The sequence below is a fragment of the Ignavibacteriales bacterium genome (assembly GCA_026390815.1).
Taxonomy (GTDB): Bacteria; Bacteroidota; Ignavibacteria; order Ignavibacteriales; family SURF-24; genus JAPLFH01.
This window is the reverse complement of record JAPLFH010000051.1, coordinates 1-18,124: the sequence shown is the minus strand read 5'-3', so window position 1 is coordinate 18,124 and position 18,124 is coordinate 1. Positions and strand designations below refer to the sequence as shown.

Annotated in this window: 16 protein-coding genes and 1 riboswitch; of the genes, 6 read left to right on the top strand and 10 right to left on the bottom strand. The window is 32.8% G+C overall.

Annotated features, from left to right (window positions below; all coding sequences use genetic code 11):
* Positions 1-213: 213 nt before the first annotated feature.
* The gene (locus tag NTX22_15775) at positions 214-771 is read right to left on the bottom strand and encodes a hydrolase (protein ID MCX6151984.1); all 558 of its coding nucleotides are present in this window, start codon (positions 769-771) and stop codon (positions 214-216) included.
* A 152-nt stretch (positions 772-923) separates the two neighbouring features.
* Positions 924-1,754, bottom strand: a complete 831-nt coding sequence (locus NTX22_15770; protein MCX6151983.1) for a cysteine peptidase family C39 domain-containing protein — start codon at positions 1,752-1,754, stop codon at positions 924-926.
* A 301-nt stretch (positions 1,755-2,055) separates the two neighbouring features.
* On the opposite strand from NTX22_15770, the gene NTX22_15765 reads away from it, so the two are divergent.
* Positions 2,056-3,105, top strand: a complete 1,050-nt coding sequence (locus tag NTX22_15765) for an ATP-grasp domain-containing protein (GenBank protein MCX6151982.1) — start codon at positions 2,056-2,058, stop codon at positions 3,103-3,105.
* A 56-nt stretch (positions 3,106-3,161) separates the two neighbouring features.
* Here the strand turns inward: NTX22_15765 and NTX22_15760 are convergent, their stop codons facing one another.
* The 4 genes from NTX22_15760 to NTX22_15745 all read right to left on the bottom strand — a co-directional run bounded on the left by NTX22_15760 (position 3,162) and on the right by NTX22_15745 (position 8,661).
* Positions 3,162-4,220, bottom strand: coding sequence for a carboxypeptidase-like regulatory domain-containing protein (locus NTX22_15760; GenBank protein MCX6151981.1), 1,059 nt, complete (start codon positions 4,218-4,220; stop codon positions 3,162-3,164).
* Between the two features lie 113 nt (positions 4,221-4,333).
* A complete protein-coding gene (locus tag NTX22_15755; protein MCX6151980.1) occupies positions 4,334-6,274 on the bottom strand; it encodes a TonB-dependent receptor in 1,941 nt (646 codons plus the stop codon).
* A gap of 127 nt (positions 6,275-6,401) precedes the next feature.
* Positions 6,402-6,647, bottom strand: a riboswitch (cobalamin riboswitch).
* Positions 6,648-6,690: 43 nt separating this feature from the next.
* A complete protein-coding gene (locus NTX22_15750; GenBank protein MCX6151979.1) occupies positions 6,691-7,827 on the bottom strand; it encodes a PAS domain-containing sensor histidine kinase in 1,137 nt (378 codons plus the stop codon).
* 84 nt (positions 7,828-7,911) lie between these two features.
* The gene (locus NTX22_15745; protein ID MCX6151978.1) at positions 7,912-8,661 is read right to left on the bottom strand and encodes a DUF169 domain-containing protein; all 750 of its coding nucleotides are present in this window, start codon (positions 8,659-8,661) and stop codon (positions 7,912-7,914) included.
* A 222-nt stretch (positions 8,662-8,883) separates the two neighbouring features.
* Here NTX22_15745 and NTX22_15740 point away from each other — a divergent pair, with 222 nt between their 5' ends.
* Positions 8,884-10,785, top strand: coding sequence for a tetratricopeptide repeat protein (locus NTX22_15740; protein MCX6151977.1), 1,902 nt, complete (start codon positions 8,884-8,886; stop codon positions 10,783-10,785).
* A gap of 43 nt (positions 10,786-10,828) precedes the next feature.
* Here NTX22_15740 and NTX22_15735 read toward each other — a convergent pair whose 3' ends face one another.
* Both NTX22_15735 and NTX22_15730 read right to left on the bottom strand, forming a co-directional pair.
* Positions 10,829-11,254: a hypothetical protein gene (locus tag NTX22_15735; protein ID MCX6151976.1), complete on the bottom strand. Its 426-nt coding sequence runs from the start codon at positions 11,252-11,254 to the stop codon at positions 10,829-10,831.
* A gap of 12 nt (positions 11,255-11,266) precedes the next feature.
* Positions 11,267-13,114, bottom strand: coding sequence for an alpha-amylase family glycosyl hydrolase (locus NTX22_15730; protein ID MCX6151975.1), 1,848 nt, complete (start codon positions 13,112-13,114; stop codon positions 11,267-11,269).
* A 121-nt stretch (positions 13,115-13,235) separates the two neighbouring features.
* On the opposite strand from NTX22_15730, the gene NTX22_15725 reads away from it, so the two are divergent.
* The 4 genes from NTX22_15725 to NTX22_15710 are packed head-to-tail and all read left to right on the top strand — an operon-like array spanning position 13,236 to position 16,159.
* A complete protein-coding gene (locus NTX22_15725; GenBank protein MCX6151974.1) occupies positions 13,236-14,060 on the top strand; it encodes a DUF4905 domain-containing protein in 825 nt (274 codons plus the stop codon).
* A 24-nt stretch (positions 14,061-14,084) separates the two neighbouring features.
* Complete coding sequence (gene amrA / locus NTX22_15720; protein ID MCX6151973.1) at positions 14,085-14,660, top strand: AmmeMemoRadiSam system protein A; 576 nt, start codon at positions 14,085-14,087, stop codon at positions 14,658-14,660.
* Positions 14,647-15,465: an AmmeMemoRadiSam system protein B gene (amrB, locus tag NTX22_15715; GenBank protein ID MCX6151972.1), complete on the top strand. Its 819-nt coding sequence runs from the start codon at positions 14,647-14,649 to the stop codon at positions 15,463-15,465. Before amrA ends, amrB begins: the two co-directional genes overlap by 14 nt.
* Positions 15,458-16,159 (top strand): DUF2520 domain-containing protein, encoded by a 702-nt coding sequence (locus NTX22_15710; GenBank protein ID MCX6151971.1) that lies wholly within the window; start codon positions 15,458-15,460, stop codon positions 16,157-16,159. Before amrB ends, NTX22_15710 begins: the two co-directional genes overlap by 8 nt.
* Here the strand turns inward: NTX22_15710 and NTX22_15705 are convergent.
* Together NTX22_15705 and NTX22_15700 are read right to left on the bottom strand one after the other, a co-directional pair.
* Entirely contained in the window at positions 16,092-17,231 is a 1,140-nt protein-coding gene (locus NTX22_15705) for an IS630 family transposase (protein MCX6151970.1), read from the bottom strand. The genes NTX22_15710 and NTX22_15705 overlap by 68 nt on opposite strands.
* A 56-nt stretch (positions 17,232-17,287) precedes the next feature.
* Positions 17,288-17,716 (bottom strand): hypothetical protein, encoded by a 429-nt coding sequence (locus tag NTX22_15700; protein MCX6151969.1) that lies wholly within the window; start codon positions 17,714-17,716, stop codon positions 17,288-17,290.
* Positions 17,717-18,124 lie beyond the last annotated feature (408 nt).

Here is an 18,124-nt window from a genome sequence, read left to right as displayed (position 1 = left end):
ATTGCGAAGATTCCATTAGCAAAAAACAAAATAAGTAAAATTATTATTTCAATAGTAGTACTATCCATCTTATTTACATCCAGCATTTTCTACTTTAAAGATAATAAAAATATAGATTGGATATTGAAAATTGGTAATTCGGAATAAGCGAGGACAACTTTTCTTCCTTATAATAAGTTTTTATTGTAAAAGATTAGCGAGATGGAAAAAATGTTATTTCAACATTTTTGAAATAGATTTGAATTCATCCGTACCACAAACATTCAACAGTTCAAAAAGAATCGATTCGGTTGTAGTAATTTCTGCACCATGGTGGTTCATTCTTTCAAGTGCAATGTTATAATCAATTTCTTTTCTTGAAGAAACTGCATCTGCGGCAACATCAACTTGAAATCCATTTGCAAGCAAATCAAGTACAGTTTGCTGCACACAAACATGGCTCTCGATTCCGCAAACAACAACTTGGGAAATTTTTTTTTCTTTAAGTTGATTGAAAAAATCATCTGCGCCAGCGCAGCTAAAACTCATTTTATGGATTGCTTCAATTCCATTTAGCTCTTCCTTCAATACCTGTACTGTGGATCCTAATCCTTTTGCGTATTGTTCTGTATAAAAAATTGGAATACCGAGAATCTTAAATCCCCGAATAAGCTTTGATGTATTAGCAATTAAAGTTTCTGGCGTTTGCATTACATTCAAGATTTTTTCCTGAATATCAATAATTAACAATGCAGATTTTTCCCGTTGCAAAATTATGTTGTGTCTAATCATAAAAACTTTTTATTGTACAAATTAAATAATTCCAAAATCATCCAACTTTTCTTGGTCATGATCTTTATTAGGTTAAGATGAAGACTAAGATCAAGATTAAGATTAAGATTAAGAGCAAGAAAATGATTACAATATAAAAAACTTGTTATATCTTAATAAATCGGATCCATTCCGTATTTGCCACAAGCATACATCATCAGGATGGAGGTTAAATCAATCAAAGCTTTCTTTTCATCATCTTCATAAATAACTAAACCATAAACTTCAGAAACAAATTGTAAATTGTGCAGTACTTTCTTCAACTCGTACTTTGTAGGAGTTCCATGCCAAAAAGCAACTTCTTTTACTAATGCTTTTTCATTTCGTCTTAAAAACTCATTAAATGTAATAATATGAGATGATAATGGAGTGCGTGGACGGCAGATATTTATCAAATCATTAAAGTACGTATCCCATTTATGGGCAAGTTTTTCATTTCGTTTATACATTACTGTGTGTGCTTTTTCCAGTGAGAAGACTGCAAAAGTGTCTATCTTAAACATAGGAACAATGGCATATCCATCAAAACTAACAACATCATCTTCAACGTACTTCCATTTCTTTAAAAGCTGAGATGGAGTTAAAATATTTACTACTCTATCCTGACTGCTATCAACAATAATATATTTATTTTTCTGATAACCAAGAACTGTGAGCCAATGCCCCCAATTAGATACGCTTAAGATGCAGGGATAATTTTTCTTCAAACGTTTATTTAGTTCTTCAAGAGCATCTTTTGAACGGGATTCCCGGAAATATTTCATTCTGCAGTTGTATTTTTTTGCTGCTCTTGCCAAGCCTATTTCATCAGTACCAGCCCACCAGGTAACACCGGCTGCTTTTCCAATATCCCGTTCATTTTTAAATATTCCAAGCATTACAAGTGCGTATTTTAGCGCAAATGGTCCGCAAGTATAGCTATTAGGTTGAGGATAAAAGCTCATAGATTTATATTCAATTTATTAAGATGCTTAATAGAAATGATATTCAATGGTTTTATTTTGGTTAAAATATCTGGAGCTAAAGATAATAAATTCTAAATATGATAGAAAGCTAATTATAAAAATTGATTGGTAAATCTTTTTGACTATTTAGTAAATCACAAAAGCGCCTTACTATAAGCAGCATATTTTTATAGTTTAGTTTTAATTGAAATCATTATCCAAGATTTAATAGATTTATCGACTTTAATTTATTTCCAGCCATTTTTTCAGTATTTTTCAGAAGTAAAAACAAATAGGTGTTATGAAAGTTGCAATAGTGTTTAATGAAGCTAATTTAAATTATTATAAGGAACGGAATAAAGAACAGAAAAAGGCTCTTGATTTTGTACCATACTTTGACGTGGAATATTACAATCCTTTCGATTGCTTTGAACAAATGGCTCAAGGTTTAAGAGATGTTGGATACGAAGCTTACACTTTGAATATCAAAGATAATTACGAAGTTTTTCTTAAAGATTATAAAAAGAATAAACCAGATGTGGTCTTTAACCTGGTTGAGATTTTTCACGATAGAGCAAATCTTGAAATGAGTTTTGCTGGATTAATGGAATTAATGAGAGTTCCATATACAGGAGCAGACCCAATTGCACTCGGCACTTGCCAGCGCAAAACAATGGCAAAAAGTATAATGCATGCTTTCAATATACAGACTCCTAATTATCAAATTATTACCGGTACAGAAGATATTGAGGAAATTCATCTTAAGTTTCCGATAATTGTAAAACCAGCAATGGAAGATGCCAGCATTGGAATTGAGTTCGACTCGGTAGTGGAAAGTTACGAATCATTAAAAAATAAAATTGAAAATGTTCTTTTTAATATGCACCAATATGCACTAATTGAAGAATATATTGATGGAAGAGAGCTGAATGTTGCTGTACTTGGTGATAAAAAATTAAAAGTGCTGCCAATAAGTGAAATAGATTTTTCTAGAATGCCTGATCATTTGCATAACATTGTTAGCTTTCAAGCAAAATGGGATCCTTACCACGAAGCTTACCATTCCACAGTAGCCATTTGTCCAGCAATCCTTCCTAAAGAAGTTGAAGAAAAAGCACAAGAGTTAGCTCTTCGAACATTCAGAGCACTTGGGTGCAGAGATTATGCACGAGTAGATATGCGTCTTTCCGCTAAGAATGAATTATTTGTCCTGGAAGTAAATCCTAACCCAGATTTAACAGAAGACGCTGGTTTTATGCGTTCTACAAAAGCGTCTGGTATTACATTCAAGAAAACTTTGAAAAGGATCGTGGATTTGGCTTATGTTAGAAAAGAAGTAGTAAAGCAGTAATTAGAAATTGAAATAAATAACAGTAATTGGCAATTCTCATTTTTTAAATACTTAAATCATTCCTCACTTTCAATTTCAAAATTATTCGGTAACATATCTGCCATTCCGGAAGTTGCCCAATAACCATACGTCTCAAACGGCATTGACTCTTCTGGATTACCAAATTTATCTAAAGTTACTTCGGGATAACATAATTTCAACCAGGAAATATTTTCATCAAAAACAATTCTGACATAATTCTCAAAATGTAACGAATATTCACCATCAAGCATTCCTTTCCGTAGTAATTTATCTCTAGAAAAAATTTGTTGTAACTTACTAAGGTTTTTTGATTCACTTGGCATAACTGCAAAATAAATTTTATATCCCAGCTTTAGAAAATCATTATTGATTAATCCTCGTAAAAAATGATTTAATGATCCATTAAAAACATCTTTTCGGTTATTCAACCACAATAATTTTTCCTGCTCAGAAGATGAATTCATTTCTTCAAATCTCGGTTTAACAAGGAACTGAATTCTTCTTTCATCCATATCCCATTTAAAGTTTAACAGCACGCAATAGATTTTATAACCAAGTGCTTTATTGATGATAACTAAAGGTTCGTCAATGCGGGCAGACAAAATGTTATTCATATTAGAATCAAATTCAAGTTTAACAGAATTTACAATTGTGCAATCAGAAGAATATTTGTTCTGTCCTAAAAATAAATTTTGGAAAGTCCGAAGATTATTCTGCCAGTCGACAGGTTTTTCGGAAATTATTTCAATAGAATTTAATTCATATGATTTCTGCTTTAACCTAAAATTTAATTCTAATTCAGATTTCTCTGTTAAAGTAAAAATTTTGGTTGTTATTTCGAAACCTATCATTGAAACAACTAATTCGAGTTTACCAGGTTTAACAGACGATATTTTATAATAACCATCTTCATCAGTGATAGCGCCCCATGTAGTTCCGGTAATGAATACATTAACTCTTGCTAAAGGTTTTCCAGATGATTCATCTAAAATTCTACCGGAGATTGAATTGTAAAAATTCTGGGGAAATATTGTGGAAGAAAAGATTACCAATAAAATAAGTTTGGAAAAATGTTTGTGGTTTAATTTCAACATACAGCAAATAAAATGTCCTTGTCATAAAGAATTTCCTGGTGGTTCTTTGTCTTTCCTCTCAATTTGGGAAGTAAACAAAGAACCACCCAGAAAATATTTAATTCTGAACTAACCTAAAAATTAATTCTTAATCCAAGATATGCAGAACGGGATGCTGTTCCGTAATACAAAACTTCTTCATAATCGGTGTTGGTCAGGTTTTCAATTCTTCCGTAAAGACTTAACTGATTAATAAATTTATAAGAAACAGCAACATTTAGAAGCGTGTAGGATTTCAATTTCACACGTTGAACAGGATAAGTAGAAAAATCTTTATCTTCCCTTGCACCGATATTTAGAATTTCAAAATTCAAATTTGCATTGCTGAATGAATAATTTATGTTGAACGAAATTTTATTCTTTGGTCGTCTTAGTAAATCTTTTCCACTGTCATCGTTTCCCAGGCTTTTATCTTTACTTTCAGTATAAGTATAATTTGTGCTCAGTATAAAATTATAAATTGCTGATGTTGAAATTGAAACCTCTACACCATTTGTCTCTGCTTTATCAATATTTATGGTTTTAAAATTTTTATCATACCCTATTAAATCAGTAAAATTATTATTAAAGTATGTCAGCCCAAAAGTAAAATTATAATTGAAAAGATATTGTTCCACTCCAGCATCCCAACCTTTGCTTTTTTCCGGCTTCAAATTTGGATTTCCATACATTGGATCGAACAGGTAATAAAGTGAAGGAGATTTAAATCCGGTTCCATATGTAGCTTTTAATTTTGTATTAGTTGTAGAAAGAAAATACGTCGGTGCAATCCTATAAGTTAATACAGAGCCAAACCGGTTATGTTTGTCATATCTTATTCCAAATGATGAAAAAAAAGAATCCATCACTTTCAATTGATCCTGGAGATAAACTCCAGTCGTTGTTGCCTTGTTGGATGGAAAGACTGATTTGTATTCACCCCATTCACTTGTACTTAAATAATCCGAATAAGCTTTTTCTTGTTCGGTTTCAAATCCAAGCGTTAAACCATTATTACGACTTATATTTAAATTACTTTGCCACTCAAATTTTGTACGATTACCGGTAAAATAATTTACAGAGGAAAGATTTGGATGAGTTGCATCTATTCCGTCTGTTGTCTTGTTAATATTTTTAATAATCGAAACTCCAAAGTTCTGTGTCCAATATCCATTAAACAAATTCCAGGTACCATTTAGTTTAAATAAAGATTCATCAACATTAGAAAAAAAGTTTGGGTCATCTCCTAACTTTTCATTTTGATCCAATCCTGCTTTGCTTTTTGAATAATTAAAAATAAAATCCAGTTCGAGATTATTAATCGGATTTAAATCAATCCTTGAATTAAACGAATTGTTTTGGTAAGAATCATTTTCGCTATTTCCATATTTCTTATTTGAAGAAGAAAATCCCTGGCTGTGTAATGATGAATAACCAATAGAATACTTGAGATAATTTAAACCACCACTTATACCCAAAAAACCTTTATACGTTTCGAAGGATCCACCTTCAGCAGAAACAGAAAATTTTGGCTTACCGCTTCCCTGTTTTGTAAAGATGCTTATTACTCCAGCAAGCGCGTCAGAGCCGTAAAGAGTGCTTTGTGGTCCGCGCAGGATTTCAATCCGCTCAATATTGATTGTTTGTAAATTTGCCAGGTCAAATGCATTACTTATAGAGCCGGGATCGTTAACTTCAACTCCATCAATTAAAATAAGTGTATGGTGTGGATTTGCACCACGAATAAATACCCGGGTAAGTTTACCAGCTCCACCCTGTTGAGCAACAGATACTCCAGCAACATCCTGCAATATATCGGAAACATAAATTTTACCGGAATTGATTAAATCTTTTTCGGTAATAATTGTAACGGAACTGGCAACTTCAATTGCGGGTGTAAATGTTTTTGTTGCAGTTATTACAACATCTGAAAGCTTGTAGGTTTTAAGTGAATCTGGAATTGATAAATCTGCCTGAGCCTTAGAAACAATTGAAAATGTAAAAACCAATAAAACAACAACAATAAATTTTTGCATACAAGTTACTCCTTTTAGAAAATAAATTGATAAAAGTTGTAACCTTGCGCGGGAATAAATAAGGATTGTGATACTTTGGAATTAAATTAGAAGTAAACACAAATTAACTAACCTCGCCCACGAAGGTAGAATAATTAAAATTTACGGCAGGTCTCCTGACTCAAGACAACACCTAACGCCTTCCCAAATGATTGCAAATTGTTGATGCCGGAATGCAAATTTTATCCACAATCCAAAATCACCAATCTGAAATCCGTATAGTGGCTTTTTGTTAAGTTAAACGTCTTTTACAGTTGCGGGGCAGTGCCGGATTTTCACCGGTTTCCCTATTCTTTCCGATTAGAATCGGAACACCGTAAAGATTTCAAAGAACTAAATAAAAGCTATTAAATATTTTTTCTGTTTGCAAATAAAGTTTAAGGATGAATAGGAATTGCAGCAAAAAAAGTTGTTCCTTCAACCTCGCTGCTAATAAACCGCACCTTTCCTTTTAAGTAACCTTCTGTTAAAAGTTTAATACTATATGTACCTATTCCTCTTCCTCTACCTTTAGTTGTAAATGAACGTTGAAAAATTTGTAGTTGAATTTCCCGCTTCATAAAATTAGGATTGTGAACCCAAAATTCCACAGTATTAGAATTTACATTACATCCAATTGTAATTGTTTGATTAGGTGTAGATGCTTCGATAGCATTTTTTAACATGTTGGTGATAACCCTCCAAAGCAAAACTTTATCACTCGCAATTTTAATATCAGCAGCAGATGGATCTGTACGTATAATTTTATTTTTCGCAATTTCGTATTGCCTATAAGTCTGCTCAACTTCATTAAGAAAACTTAAAGTATGGAACGATTCCATATTAACATCAAGTTCGTTATTTTCCGCAGCTAATAATTCTCTTTGAGTTTTTATTTCATCTATCAATCTATCAGTTAAAGAATAAAGAATATTCTTATACTCTTCAAATTCTTCATCTTTTGATTCAACCATTATTTCGGAAATTCCCTTCAATCCACTTGCTGTGTTCATTATATCGTGAAAGAAAATCCTTTCTAATACTTTTCTACGTTTTTCGTCCTGAATATCCTGAATAGAAAAAATTGTAAATAAGTCTTCTTTCAAATGAAGTGGCGTGGTCCATATTCTATAATCCAGGGCAATGCCAGTATTCTTTTGTAAAATGCGGCATTCTTGGATATCTGGATTTAAATGTTGACTATTGAGAATTGCCATCACGGCACCACAAGTTTGGCAATGCTCCGACGTCCCACAACCACCTTCCATATCAAAAGAGTGTTCGCAATTAAGTGCCTCACCGGGTCTCATCCCAATTAAAGTAGAATCATTTTTTAATGCGAAAATATCTAAGACGTGTTTATTAGCATATACTATTTGCCTGTTATTATTAAGTACCAAAACACCATTGGGGATTGCATTGGTAATCTCAAATAAAAGTGGGCTTTGAGAAAAATTTAATCTTTCTTCATTCAATTTTGTGGCAGTAGAACGTTCAGCAGATGCAAACAAAGTTTCTAACTTCTGTCCAGACATATTTTATCATCTCATTTTAATTTTTATTTTTTATTTATCGAGTGCTTCGTATTAAATATATAACTATTTTTTTCAATCACAAGTTTACTTTATTATCCTCTGCTTTATCTTTAACCAGGAATCTGTAACCAAAAAACTTTCATCCATATTATTTACCATTTCAATAAATTTTCTCATTGGGATGGAAAATGTTAAATCATTGTCCGGTACAAATGGTCGGGCAGAAACATCAAACATTCCTAAAACTGCACGGGGATTTTCTGAATGAGCTTCTTTATACGGATGATAAACAACAGAACCGCAACCGGAACTGAAAGGAACAATTACTGCATCTGCTCTAACTTCTTCAAAACCCGCTAATGTAAATAGCCCGGATAAAACATCCGGATGTGCAAAGAAGATAACAACCATTGGTTCATCAAGTTCATTCAGATTGTCCCATCGCTTAAAAACAATATATTTTCCTGGCGATTCAAACGGAGGTTGAAATTTAATTACTTCGTGAACTATTTGAGGAGATTTTTTATATCGTTCTCCTTCAAGCTCCCCCTCAATTCCACATGAAAGAAAATAATCGAAATTTGGACGGAGCTTATGAGAAAAACCAAGATATCTTTTTCCCCCGGTACAACCAATTGTGTTTGCCTCAAAATATATTGAAGCGCCATCTCTTACTTTATTAAGATGGCTCATCAAACATCTCTGCTCGGATTTGGCAGCAGTTATTGCATCCGCATCAATATCATCAGTATAATAAAAACTTATTGGAAGTTCGGAATTGGAAAAATACCTATTCCACTTTTCAATAAAAGATTGTTTGAATTCAATTTCCATAATTGACCTATTTTAATTTTCAATTCTTAGTTTAACCTACAGAATAAGATTAATTATAGCAACAGAGATTTTTTATTGTTTTAAAAGAGGAACTATTCCTATATGAAAGAATCCATAATATTTTTATCTTTAAACGAGTTTTGTAAAATTATTTAAATCAAGTTTATCTACATCATTTATGTTATTATGATTGAAAATCAGATACGGTTACTTGCAGCAATTATGTTTACTGATATTGTTGGCTACACATTGTTAATGCAGGAAAATGAAAAGAGTGCAAAAGAGCTTCGTGACCGCCATAGAAGAGTTCTTGAAAAATGTGTACTTCTACATAAGGGAAGTATTTTACAATATTATGGTGATGGAACTTTAACAATTTTTGGAAGTGTTATTGAAGCTGTAAAGTGTGCTATTTCTATCCAGAAAGAACTTCAAAAAGAACCGAAGATACCACTGCGGATTGGAATACATGCCGGGGATATTGTTTATGATGATGATGGGGTTTACGGCGATGGAGTTAACATTGCTTCCAGAATACAATCACTTTCAGTTCCTGGCGGTATTTTAATTTCTGATAAAGTGAATGATGAAATCAGGAATCATGAAGAACTTGATGTAATACTGATGGGAGAATTCAGACTAAAAAATGTAAAGCGCCCATTAGAAATTTATGCAATTAAGTCAGAAGGGATTGTAATACCAGATTCCAAAGAATTAGAAAGTAAAGCAGGATTTTCATCACGTAGCATCGCTGTTCTTCCATTTTTAAATATGAGCACTGACATAGAGAATGAATATTTTAGTGACGGCATTACTGAAGAAATTATTAATGCATTAACTAAAGTTGAAGGATTAAAAGTAACTTCGCGTACTTCCTCCTTTGCATTCAAAGGAAAGAATTTAGATATTCGCCAGATTGGAAACCAGCTAAATGTAAGCACGGTGCTTGAAGGAAGCGTTAGAAAGTTTGGGAATAAAGTTAGAGTAACCGCCCAGTTAATAAATATAGCTGACGGTTATCATTTTTGGTCAGAAGTTTATGATAGAAACCTGGAAGATATTTTTCAAATCCAGGATGAAATTTCCAGACACATAGCGGAACGGTTTAAAGCAAAAACCAATGTAGATCTTCCCGGTAAACCGCTTGTAAAAGCGTATACAAAAAATATCGACGCATATAATCTTTACCTGAAAGGATTATTTTATTTTGGCAAGTGGACACCTGAAAATATCCAAAAAGGAATTTCTCTTTTTGAAGAGGCAATAGAAAAGGAACCGTATTTTGCTTTACCCTACTCTGGACTTGCAAACTGTTATGTTGTACTAAGTGCCACTGGAGTAATGACTCCCGCTGAAGCTTACTCAAAAGCGCAAGAAGCAGCTCTTAAAGCCATTGCATTAGATGAGAATATTGCAGAATCCCATATTTCCCTGGCTCTGGTAAGGATGTTTAACGAATGGGAATGGGAGGGAGCTTTAAGTTCTTTTGAAAGAGCAATGGAAATAAATTTTGGCTCTTCGGTTGTTCATCAAGCATATTCGCTTTATTTGATGGCAAAAGGTGATTTGGAAGAATCAATAAAAGAAATGGAGTTGGCTTATTCGCTCGATCCACTTTCTATTATACTTAACAATGAACTTGGCGAAGTTTATCTTTACGCGGAAAGACACGATGATGCTTTAAAACAATTTGAAAAAACTCTCGAACTTGATCCAAACTTTTGGGCGGCTCGGCTTAACTTTGCAAAAGTTCTTCTTATTAAAGGTGAAACACATAAATCGATTGATATCCTAAAAGAGGTTCGGCGTTCTGCAAATGATGGGATTAAATGTTTGCCATTTTTAGCTTGCGCATACACTCAGATTGGGAAAATGGAAGAAGTTCAAAAATTGATTGAAGAAATTCTAAATTATAAAAAAGAAAATGATGTTTCTTACAACCTTGAACTGGCAACATTATATGCCGGGACTGATAATGCGGAAAGGATGTACTTATATTTAGAAGAAGCTTATAAGGAGAAAATTGGCGGAATGATTTTCCTTAAAGTATTTCCAATCTTTAAAAAATTCCGAAACGATCCGCGCTTTCTGAATCTCCTTACAAAAATTGGTTTGGATAAATAAACCTTATTTATAAATCATTACTTTGTTAGAATTACTATAAATTTTATTTCCCACCAATGCCAATCGATACTTTACCGGTAAAATCAGTAAACTTTAATGCAATTTTATGTGGTGGTCCGCCTGCTATATTATCATTTGCCAAAACAATATTATTGCTTAACGTTGTTGAATAATAAATGGAATCCTTTTCATTATAAATATCAAGATGACCAGTTCCATTTCTATAGCCAGAGACTGTTAATCCAATTGAAAATGAATTTGATTTAAAATCAACGCTGTATTTTTCATTAAAAGAAAAATCTGCCGCATCGATTGCAAAAGAAAACGCATTAGTTGTGTTAACAACTGCAGGAATATTCCCCGAATCTTTATTACGCCAATCATCGTGGTTAACATTCATATCACAAGAAATAAAGAAAGCGCTAAATGCACATAAAACCAAAGTAAAGATGATTTTTTTTATAAACATTTTTATCTCCAACTATTTAATTTCAAAAATGGCGGCGGTTTTTTCAGGAATTATGATTTTAGGTGAATCATCTAATTTAATTTCCTTGCCAGAAAAAAGATTTATTAAAGTTTTCTTGTCATCCAGCCGGTATTTGATAAACGACAATTCAAATTCTTTTGGTTTAATATTATTATTTATCACAACCATTATTTGTTCATCCCCAAGTATTTTAAAGTAAAAATAAACTTCATCCCTTGGTGGATAATGAACCAACTTGCCATCAGTTAAAGCCTGATGAGTTTTTCTTATCGCTAAAAGCTGTTTACAGAAATTATAAATTTCATTTTCCTTTTCGCTGCGTCCTTCCTTTGTAAATGCTGTGTGTTTATCTTTCGGAAATCCACCCGGAAAATCAGCTCTAAGTGAACCATGATCTGGTCCACCCATCAATCCAATTTCAGTTCCATACAAAATCTGCGGAATTCCTCTTGTGGTTAAGAGAAGCGTTAAAGCAAGTTTAAAATTTTTAACATCGCCTTTTGCTGAAAATATTAAACGCTCAATGTCATGGTTATCTAAAAATGTAACCAGGTTATTTGGATTAGCATATAAAACATCTTTCGCTAATAATTCATAAATAAGCTTTATACTTTTCCCGTTTGCAAAAACATCTTTTATTGCTTCTTGTAAACCAAAATCGGTAACTGATGGTAAGTTACTATCAAACTCTTTTGGAAAATAACTTCCCTTCTGGAAAGGAGCTCGGAATGCCGGATCACCAATCCAAACTTCTCCAACAATATTTAAAGTTGGATATTCTTCTAAAATAGTTTGTGCCCATTCCGATAAAAACTTTTGATCCGAATATGGATAAGTATCTTCTCTAACACCATCCAACCCGGTTGATTCAATCCACCAAATTGTATTTTGGATCAGATATTTTGCAAGGAAAGGATTTCTTTGATTTAAATCCGGCATTTCCCTTACAAACCAACCTGTATTGGAATAATCCCAAACATATTTATCACTATTCACATCAAATAATGATTGATTATAGTGAGGTGTATTATGATGGTCATCCACACTTCCATTAATCCAATCTTTGAACGGAAGATTTTTCATCCATGGATGAGTAATACCAATATGGTTGTTAATATGATCTAAAATTATTTTCAATCCTTTTTTGTGAGCTTCTTCTACCAAATTTTTATAAAGCTCATTGGTTCCAAATCGTTTATCAATATTGTAATGATCGGTTGGTGCATAACCATGGTAACTGATGCCAGTATTATTCTCCACCAGCGGGGTGACCCACAATGCTGTAAATCCAAGTTCTTTTATATAGTCAAGATGATTGATAATTCCCTTGATGTCCCCACCGTGCCTGCCAATTCCAGAATTTGGTTTGTAGCCATCAACCATCTCTTTAATATAATTATTTGTAGTGTCTCCATCAGAAAACCGGTCCGGCATAATTAAATAGATTACATCCTTTGGACTAAATCCTTGAAAACTATCCGAAGAATTTTTTCGTTGAAGAATAGGAAAATCAAACTCTTGCTTTTCTTTATCATTTTTTAATACCAGTTTATAAATTGCAGGACTGGCATCTTCCAGAATTTCCACATCAATAAAAGTGTAATTAGAATTTTCTGCTTTATTTACTTTAGTAACTTTCAAATCTGCTGAACCAAAATCAGCAGATATATTTTCAAGATTTTCTCCATAAACCATCAATTGAATTTTATTATTCTTCATTCCAGTCCACCAGTTCGGGGGCTCTATTTTGGTAACATTAAATGATTGAGCAAGAAGAACTCCTCCAAAAAATAATTGGAAGAGTTGCAGTCTAATTAATAATTTAAAAATTCTACGCATATACTTTACCAGTTCTCGAAGAAAAAATAAGTTGGATTATTCAAAAATAATTTCAATTTTGAAACAGGAGAAATTTCTTAATTAAATATATAGAACCAACACCAAGTAAATCAAACTGAAAATGAAGATAAATAAAAAATATTCGTTTACTAATAATCGGCAAATATGGCGGATATTAATCTCGAGCTCCAACAAGTTGATAATAGAAGATAGAGATATTGTAAACAAACAGGCATATTTCAACTGCATCGATGCTTATTCCGGAAAAGTGCACTTTAAGAATCATCAATTAGAAGAAAAATATTGGATCGGTATAGAAAAAATTTATAAGGATGTGATCTTCTTCCACAAATATGCAAAGCCTGATATGCCCGGGCACAAAGTGATAATTGCATTTGATATTAATAGTCAACAAATTCTTTGGCAGACAGAAGAATATAGTTACCTATTTATCGAAGGAGATAAAGTTTATACTTTCATTCAAAAATTTGAAGGTAGAAAATTCTTTGCGCTTGATTACCTGACTGGTAAACTTGTTGAAGAACTTGGTAATGATGCTTCTCAGCTAAGCAAGATTCGAGAAACTACTATCGACGATAATGAATATAAAAATTATTTGTTTCCTAATCCGTTAAATAAAGAATCAATTGAAAATAGTCTGGTTAAAGATGAGATTAAAAAATTAATCGGCACATCCATTGTTGAAGGAAACATTGAACACATTTTTTTCAAGGATCTTTTACTTGCAAATTATTATAGCCGCAATTCAACTGGAAGTTTAGATAATAATTTTTTTATCATAAATCTCGATAAACAAATAATTCTTCTTGATGAAAGAATAAATACAAACGCAAACGCTTACGTACCGGATTCATTTTTCATTAAGGATAATTTATTATTTTTACTTAAGGAAAAAACTGAAGTTAAAGTTTATTCAATCATTTAGCCTTTTATTGGATCGGGAGGTTTGATGGAAATAAGTAGTACTGAAAAGGAAATCCTGTTAAAAGCCGCAAGAAATGCAATCACTTCTTTATTTATAAAAACAGAAATACCTAAACCTGATTTTAAGGAACACCCAATCCTTCAATTAAAAGCAGGCGCTTTTGTAACACTAATGGAATATGATGAATTGCGTGGTTGTATCGGTTATATCATTTCTGATGATAAGTTATTCGACACAGTTTGTAAAGCAGCTATAAGCGCAGCTAAACGAGATCCAAGATTTTTTCCTTTGCAAGAAACTGAACTTGAACAGGTAGAAATTGAAATCTCCGTTCTCTCACCTCCATTTAAAATGGAAAGTTACGGTGAAATTATTGTTGGAACACATGGATTAATTTTAGAAGATTTGGGAAAGCGGGGATTGCTCTTACCGCAAGTACCAATTGAACACAAAATGAATAAGAATGAATATTTAACCGCAATTTGTCACAAAGCAGGTTTACCTGGTAACTCATGGAAAACAAAACAATTAAATATGAAATTATTTACTGCCACTGTATTTTCTGAAAAAGAAATGGGAGTGAAAAATGGAAATGGTTAGAAAGCCGGCAGTAGCAGGAACGTTTTATCCAGCCAACAGAATAAATCTGGAAGATGATATTCAACGAATGCTTAACGAAGCTGTAATTGAAAAACCTGTTGAAAATATTTTTGCTTTGATTGTACCGCATGCAGGGTACATTTATTCCGGCAAGACAGCAGCTTTTGCTTACAATCTGGTAAAGGATAAAGAAATCAATACTGTAATCATTCTTTCACCAAGCCACAGAGAATATTTTCCCGGTATATCAATTTACAATGGCGATGCATACCAAACTCCACTTGGCATTGTGCCGATTAATAAAGAAATACGAAATAATCTTACAAAAAAGAGTAAGTTGATATTTGAAGGAAAAGAAGGACATAAACTAGAGCACGCTGTGGAAGTACAACTTCCTTTTTTACAGATTGTATTAAATAATTTTTCAATTGTTCCAATTGTAATTGGTGATCAAAAAAAATCTTTTCTTTATGAATTAGCAGAACATCTTTCTAAAGTAATTGATGATAAAACATTGCTGGTTGTTAGTTCCGACTTATCTCACTTTTATTCCAAAACAGTTGCTTATAAATTGGATGGGCGCATTGAACAAAGAATTAAAAATTTTGATTACGAAGGTTTACAGAATGATTTAGAAATGAAAAATTCCGAAGCCTGTGGCGGCGGTGGAATTGTTGCTGCGATGCGAACTGCCGATTTATTAAATAAAAAAAACTCTTTGATTCTTAAACGAAGCGATTCCGGTGATATAACAGGTGATGATTCAGAAGTTGTGGGTTATTTATCGGTAGTAATTTATGGATAGATTTGCAATTATTGGTGCTGGAAAAATTGCCTATTCTTTGGTTGATGCATTTATAAAGAAAGAATTTATTATTAGTTGCGTCATTAGTCGGGAATTAAAATCCGCCAAAATTCTTGCAAACAAATATGAAATTGAAAATTTTTCCAATCAGCTTTCTAAAATTCCAGCTAATACAAATGTTTTTATAATTGCTGTTCCAGATAATAAAATAAAAAATATTGCAAAGGATTTATCCAAACTTAAACTTGCTTATAAAAATTCCATTTTTATCCATCTTTCTGGAGCACTAAATATTAAAGTCTTAAAAGATCTGAAACTAAAAGGCGGTTCCGTTGCTTCATTCCATATAATGCAGACATTCCCATCAAAGAAAATTGTAAAGGTAGAAGATTGCTATGTTGCTATTGAATCTGATAATGCAAAGATCGAAAACCAGTTATTTAAAATTGCAAAGCGATTGAAATTAAATCCCTTTAAAATTAGCTCCGGGAATAAATCATTTTATCATCTTTCAGGAGTCTTTGCCTCCAATTTTTTAATTGGCAATCTATTTAACTCAAAAGAAATTTTTAATTCGTTAAATGTAAATGATGTTTCTAGTATAACGTTTCATATAAACATTGACATTAATATTCTAAATTTATATCAAACTTTTTCCAACGGAAGACAACCGGAACATCATTTATCTCTTTAATCCAAAGAATGATTCTTCGTTTTAACTCAGCCTTATCATAGACACGAATGTGTTTAAGAAAAGTTCTTGCCATTTTACCAAATAACATTTCGATCATATTAAGCCATGAACCATGCTTAGGAGTATGTACATAAACAAATCTGTTTGGTTTGGTTGCTAGATATGCCATCGTTTCTTTTGAAATATGAGCTGAGTGATTATCCAAAATAATGCGAATAGTGTGCCCTTTTGGATAAAAAGCATCCACTTCATCCAATAAGGAAATAAACTCGCTACTTCTATGCCGGTCATGTACCTGCCCGATAACGTGTCCTGTATTCAAATCCATAGAAGCTAAGATCGAGACAGTTCCCATTCGTTTGTACTCATAATCTCTCATAATTCTTGAATTTTTCTCTGGGTTTGGTAAAATATCAGGCGAAATATTACGAATAGCTTGCACCCCTGGCTTCTCATCTATTGAAACGGTAATGATGTCAGGAGTTTCACCATTTTGCATTTTATCAGTAGTCAGATTTACTTCCTTATAAACCATTAAAATAGTTTGCATCTTGTTCTCAAAATCAGGGTCTCGTCGCTCCAAATAGTAAGCAATCTTGTGTGGGCGAATCGGATGTTCTGACAAGATTCTTTGTATTGTTGCTTTAACTGCCTTAGCAAGGCATGAATGTCCTTCTATCGGACCAAATTTTCTTGCATGGGTTGCCAATGATTGGCGGCTCCACACTTCAGCAGCATATCCGTAAGTGGTTGGTTTATTGCATGCAATATTTATTACCCATGCTTTTGCTTCTTCAGTGATCACAGGCTCTTTGGGACTATGGTATTTATCCTTTAGACCGGCTTCTACTCCCATACTTAATGCTTTATCTATGCATTTGTAGATAGTTGGTCGTGATACGTGTACATTTTCTTCAATCTTTGATATATCCATATTTTGTGAGAAATGGATGAGGATTTTAGCTCTTTCTACTTCTCTGGATTCTGTTGTTCGTGATGAGGATATCTTCTCCAACTTATTTAATTCTTTTTCATCCAATTTTAATCGTGGACGACTACTTTTTCTGGACATATTTACTCCTTTTCTTTTCAGAAGTAAATATAACTCTTTTATTTCTATTTGTAAAGCTATTTGTGAAACGTTATACTAGATCCAATTTCTATAGGGTTTGAGTATTTGAAAGCACCATTGTTATCAATTTGCTTTAAGCGATAGTTAGAATTTTTAATCGGGGGTTTGTTATCAACAAAACTATAATCTTTAAGAGAATTGCTATTCCCATTCCCAATTACAAAACCAATCTTCTCCCAAATTATTTTGCTGTAATCTTCACGGGGTTGAGATCTCTCAATCTCAAATCCGTAGTTATTAATTTCTGTTGCTGTTACCCAATAAAGCTCCACACTACTTCCGTTTTGCTTTGCGGTAAACAAAGTTAGCTCTACTGGCAATGCTCCAACAGAGGAATAACCTACTCCGATTCCAGCAAACAGTTTAAGTGTAAATAAGCTGATTATTATAAAGGACAGAAAAAAAAGTAAGATGATTTTTCTCATCACTGCTCCTATTTTAATTTAATGTCAAGACAAAGATTAATATAGAAATGTGCAATGTTCGAAATTTTATTGTACCCTCTTATAGGATTTCTGTTAAACGTAGAATAATTCTTATAACGTCTGCAACAATATTAAAAATCCAAAATTCAAAGTCAATCAAATTCTATTCTCCTCTGCCTCTCGTTAAGATAGATTATTTCAACTGCTTTCATAAAACAATACTTTTGTTCATTATTTGTTCTCCTTCCATTTTCCACCTGCCTTGCCGAGTCTGTTGCACAACTCGAATATGTCATTCTGAGCGAACCTGCCTTTGTCGCCTGCCTGCGGTAGGCAGGGCAGACAGGCCTGCCTGACCGAGTCTGTTGCACAACTCTATTTTTCAATAAAGTTAATTAAGACAAAAAG

Bases quoted from the DNA above. Each gene is read 5' to 3' on its own strand.
- NTX22_15730 (MCX6151975.1), bottom strand. From the start codon at position 13,114: ATGCGTAGAATTTTTAAATTATTAATTAGACTGCAACTCTTCCAATTA.
- NTX22_15750 (MCX6151979.1), bottom strand. From the start codon at position 7,827: ATGTCTGGACAGAAGTTAGAAACTTTGTTTGCATCTGCTGAACGTTCT.
- NTX22_15760 (MCX6151981.1), bottom strand. From the start codon at position 4,220: ATGTTGAAATTAAACCACAAACATTTTTCCAAACTTATTTTATTGGTA.
- NTX22_15770 (MCX6151983.1), bottom strand. From the start codon at position 1,754: ATGAGCTTTTATCCTCAACCTAATAGCTATACTTGCGGACCATTTGCG.
- NTX22_15745 (MCX6151978.1), bottom strand. From the start codon at position 8,661: ATGGAAATTGAATTCAAACAATCTTTTATTGAAAAGTGGAATAGGTAT.
- NTX22_15765 (MCX6151982.1), top strand. From the start codon at position 2,056: ATGAAAGTTGCAATAGTGTTTAATGAAGCTAATTTAAATTATTATAAG.
- NTX22_15755 (MCX6151980.1), bottom strand. From the start codon at position 6,274: ATGCAAAAATTTATTGTTGTTGTTTTATTGGTTTTTACATTTTCAATT.
- NTX22_15740 (MCX6151977.1), top strand. From the start codon at position 8,884: ATGTTTACTGATATTGTTGGCTACACATTGTTAATGCAGGAAAATGAA.
- NTX22_15705 (MCX6151970.1), bottom strand. From the start codon at position 17,231: ATGTCCAGAAAAAGTAGTCGTCCACGATTAAAATTGGATGAAAAAGAA.
- NTX22_15700 (MCX6151969.1), bottom strand. From the start codon at position 17,716: ATGAGAAAAATCATCTTACTTTTTTTTCTGTCCTTTATAATAATCAGC.
- NTX22_15725 (MCX6151974.1), top strand. From the start codon at position 13,236: ATGAAGATAAATAAAAAATATTCGTTTACTAATAATCGGCAAATATGG.
- NTX22_15735 (MCX6151976.1), bottom strand. From the start codon at position 11,254: ATGTTTATAAAAAAAATCATCTTTACTTTGGTTTTATGTGCATTTAGC.
- amrB (MCX6151972.1), top strand. From the start codon at position 14,647: ATGGAAATGGTTAGAAAGCCGGCAGTAGCAGGAACGTTTTATCCAGCC.
- amrA (MCX6151973.1), top strand. From the start codon at position 14,085: ATGGAAATAAGTAGTACTGAAAAGGAAATCCTGTTAAAAGCCGCAAGA.
- NTX22_15775 (MCX6151984.1), bottom strand. From the start codon at position 771: ATGATTAGACACAACATAATTTTGCAACGGGAAAAATCTGCATTGTTA.
- NTX22_15710 (MCX6151971.1), top strand. From the start codon at position 15,458: ATGGATAGATTTGCAATTATTGGTGCTGGAAAAATTGCCTATTCTTTG.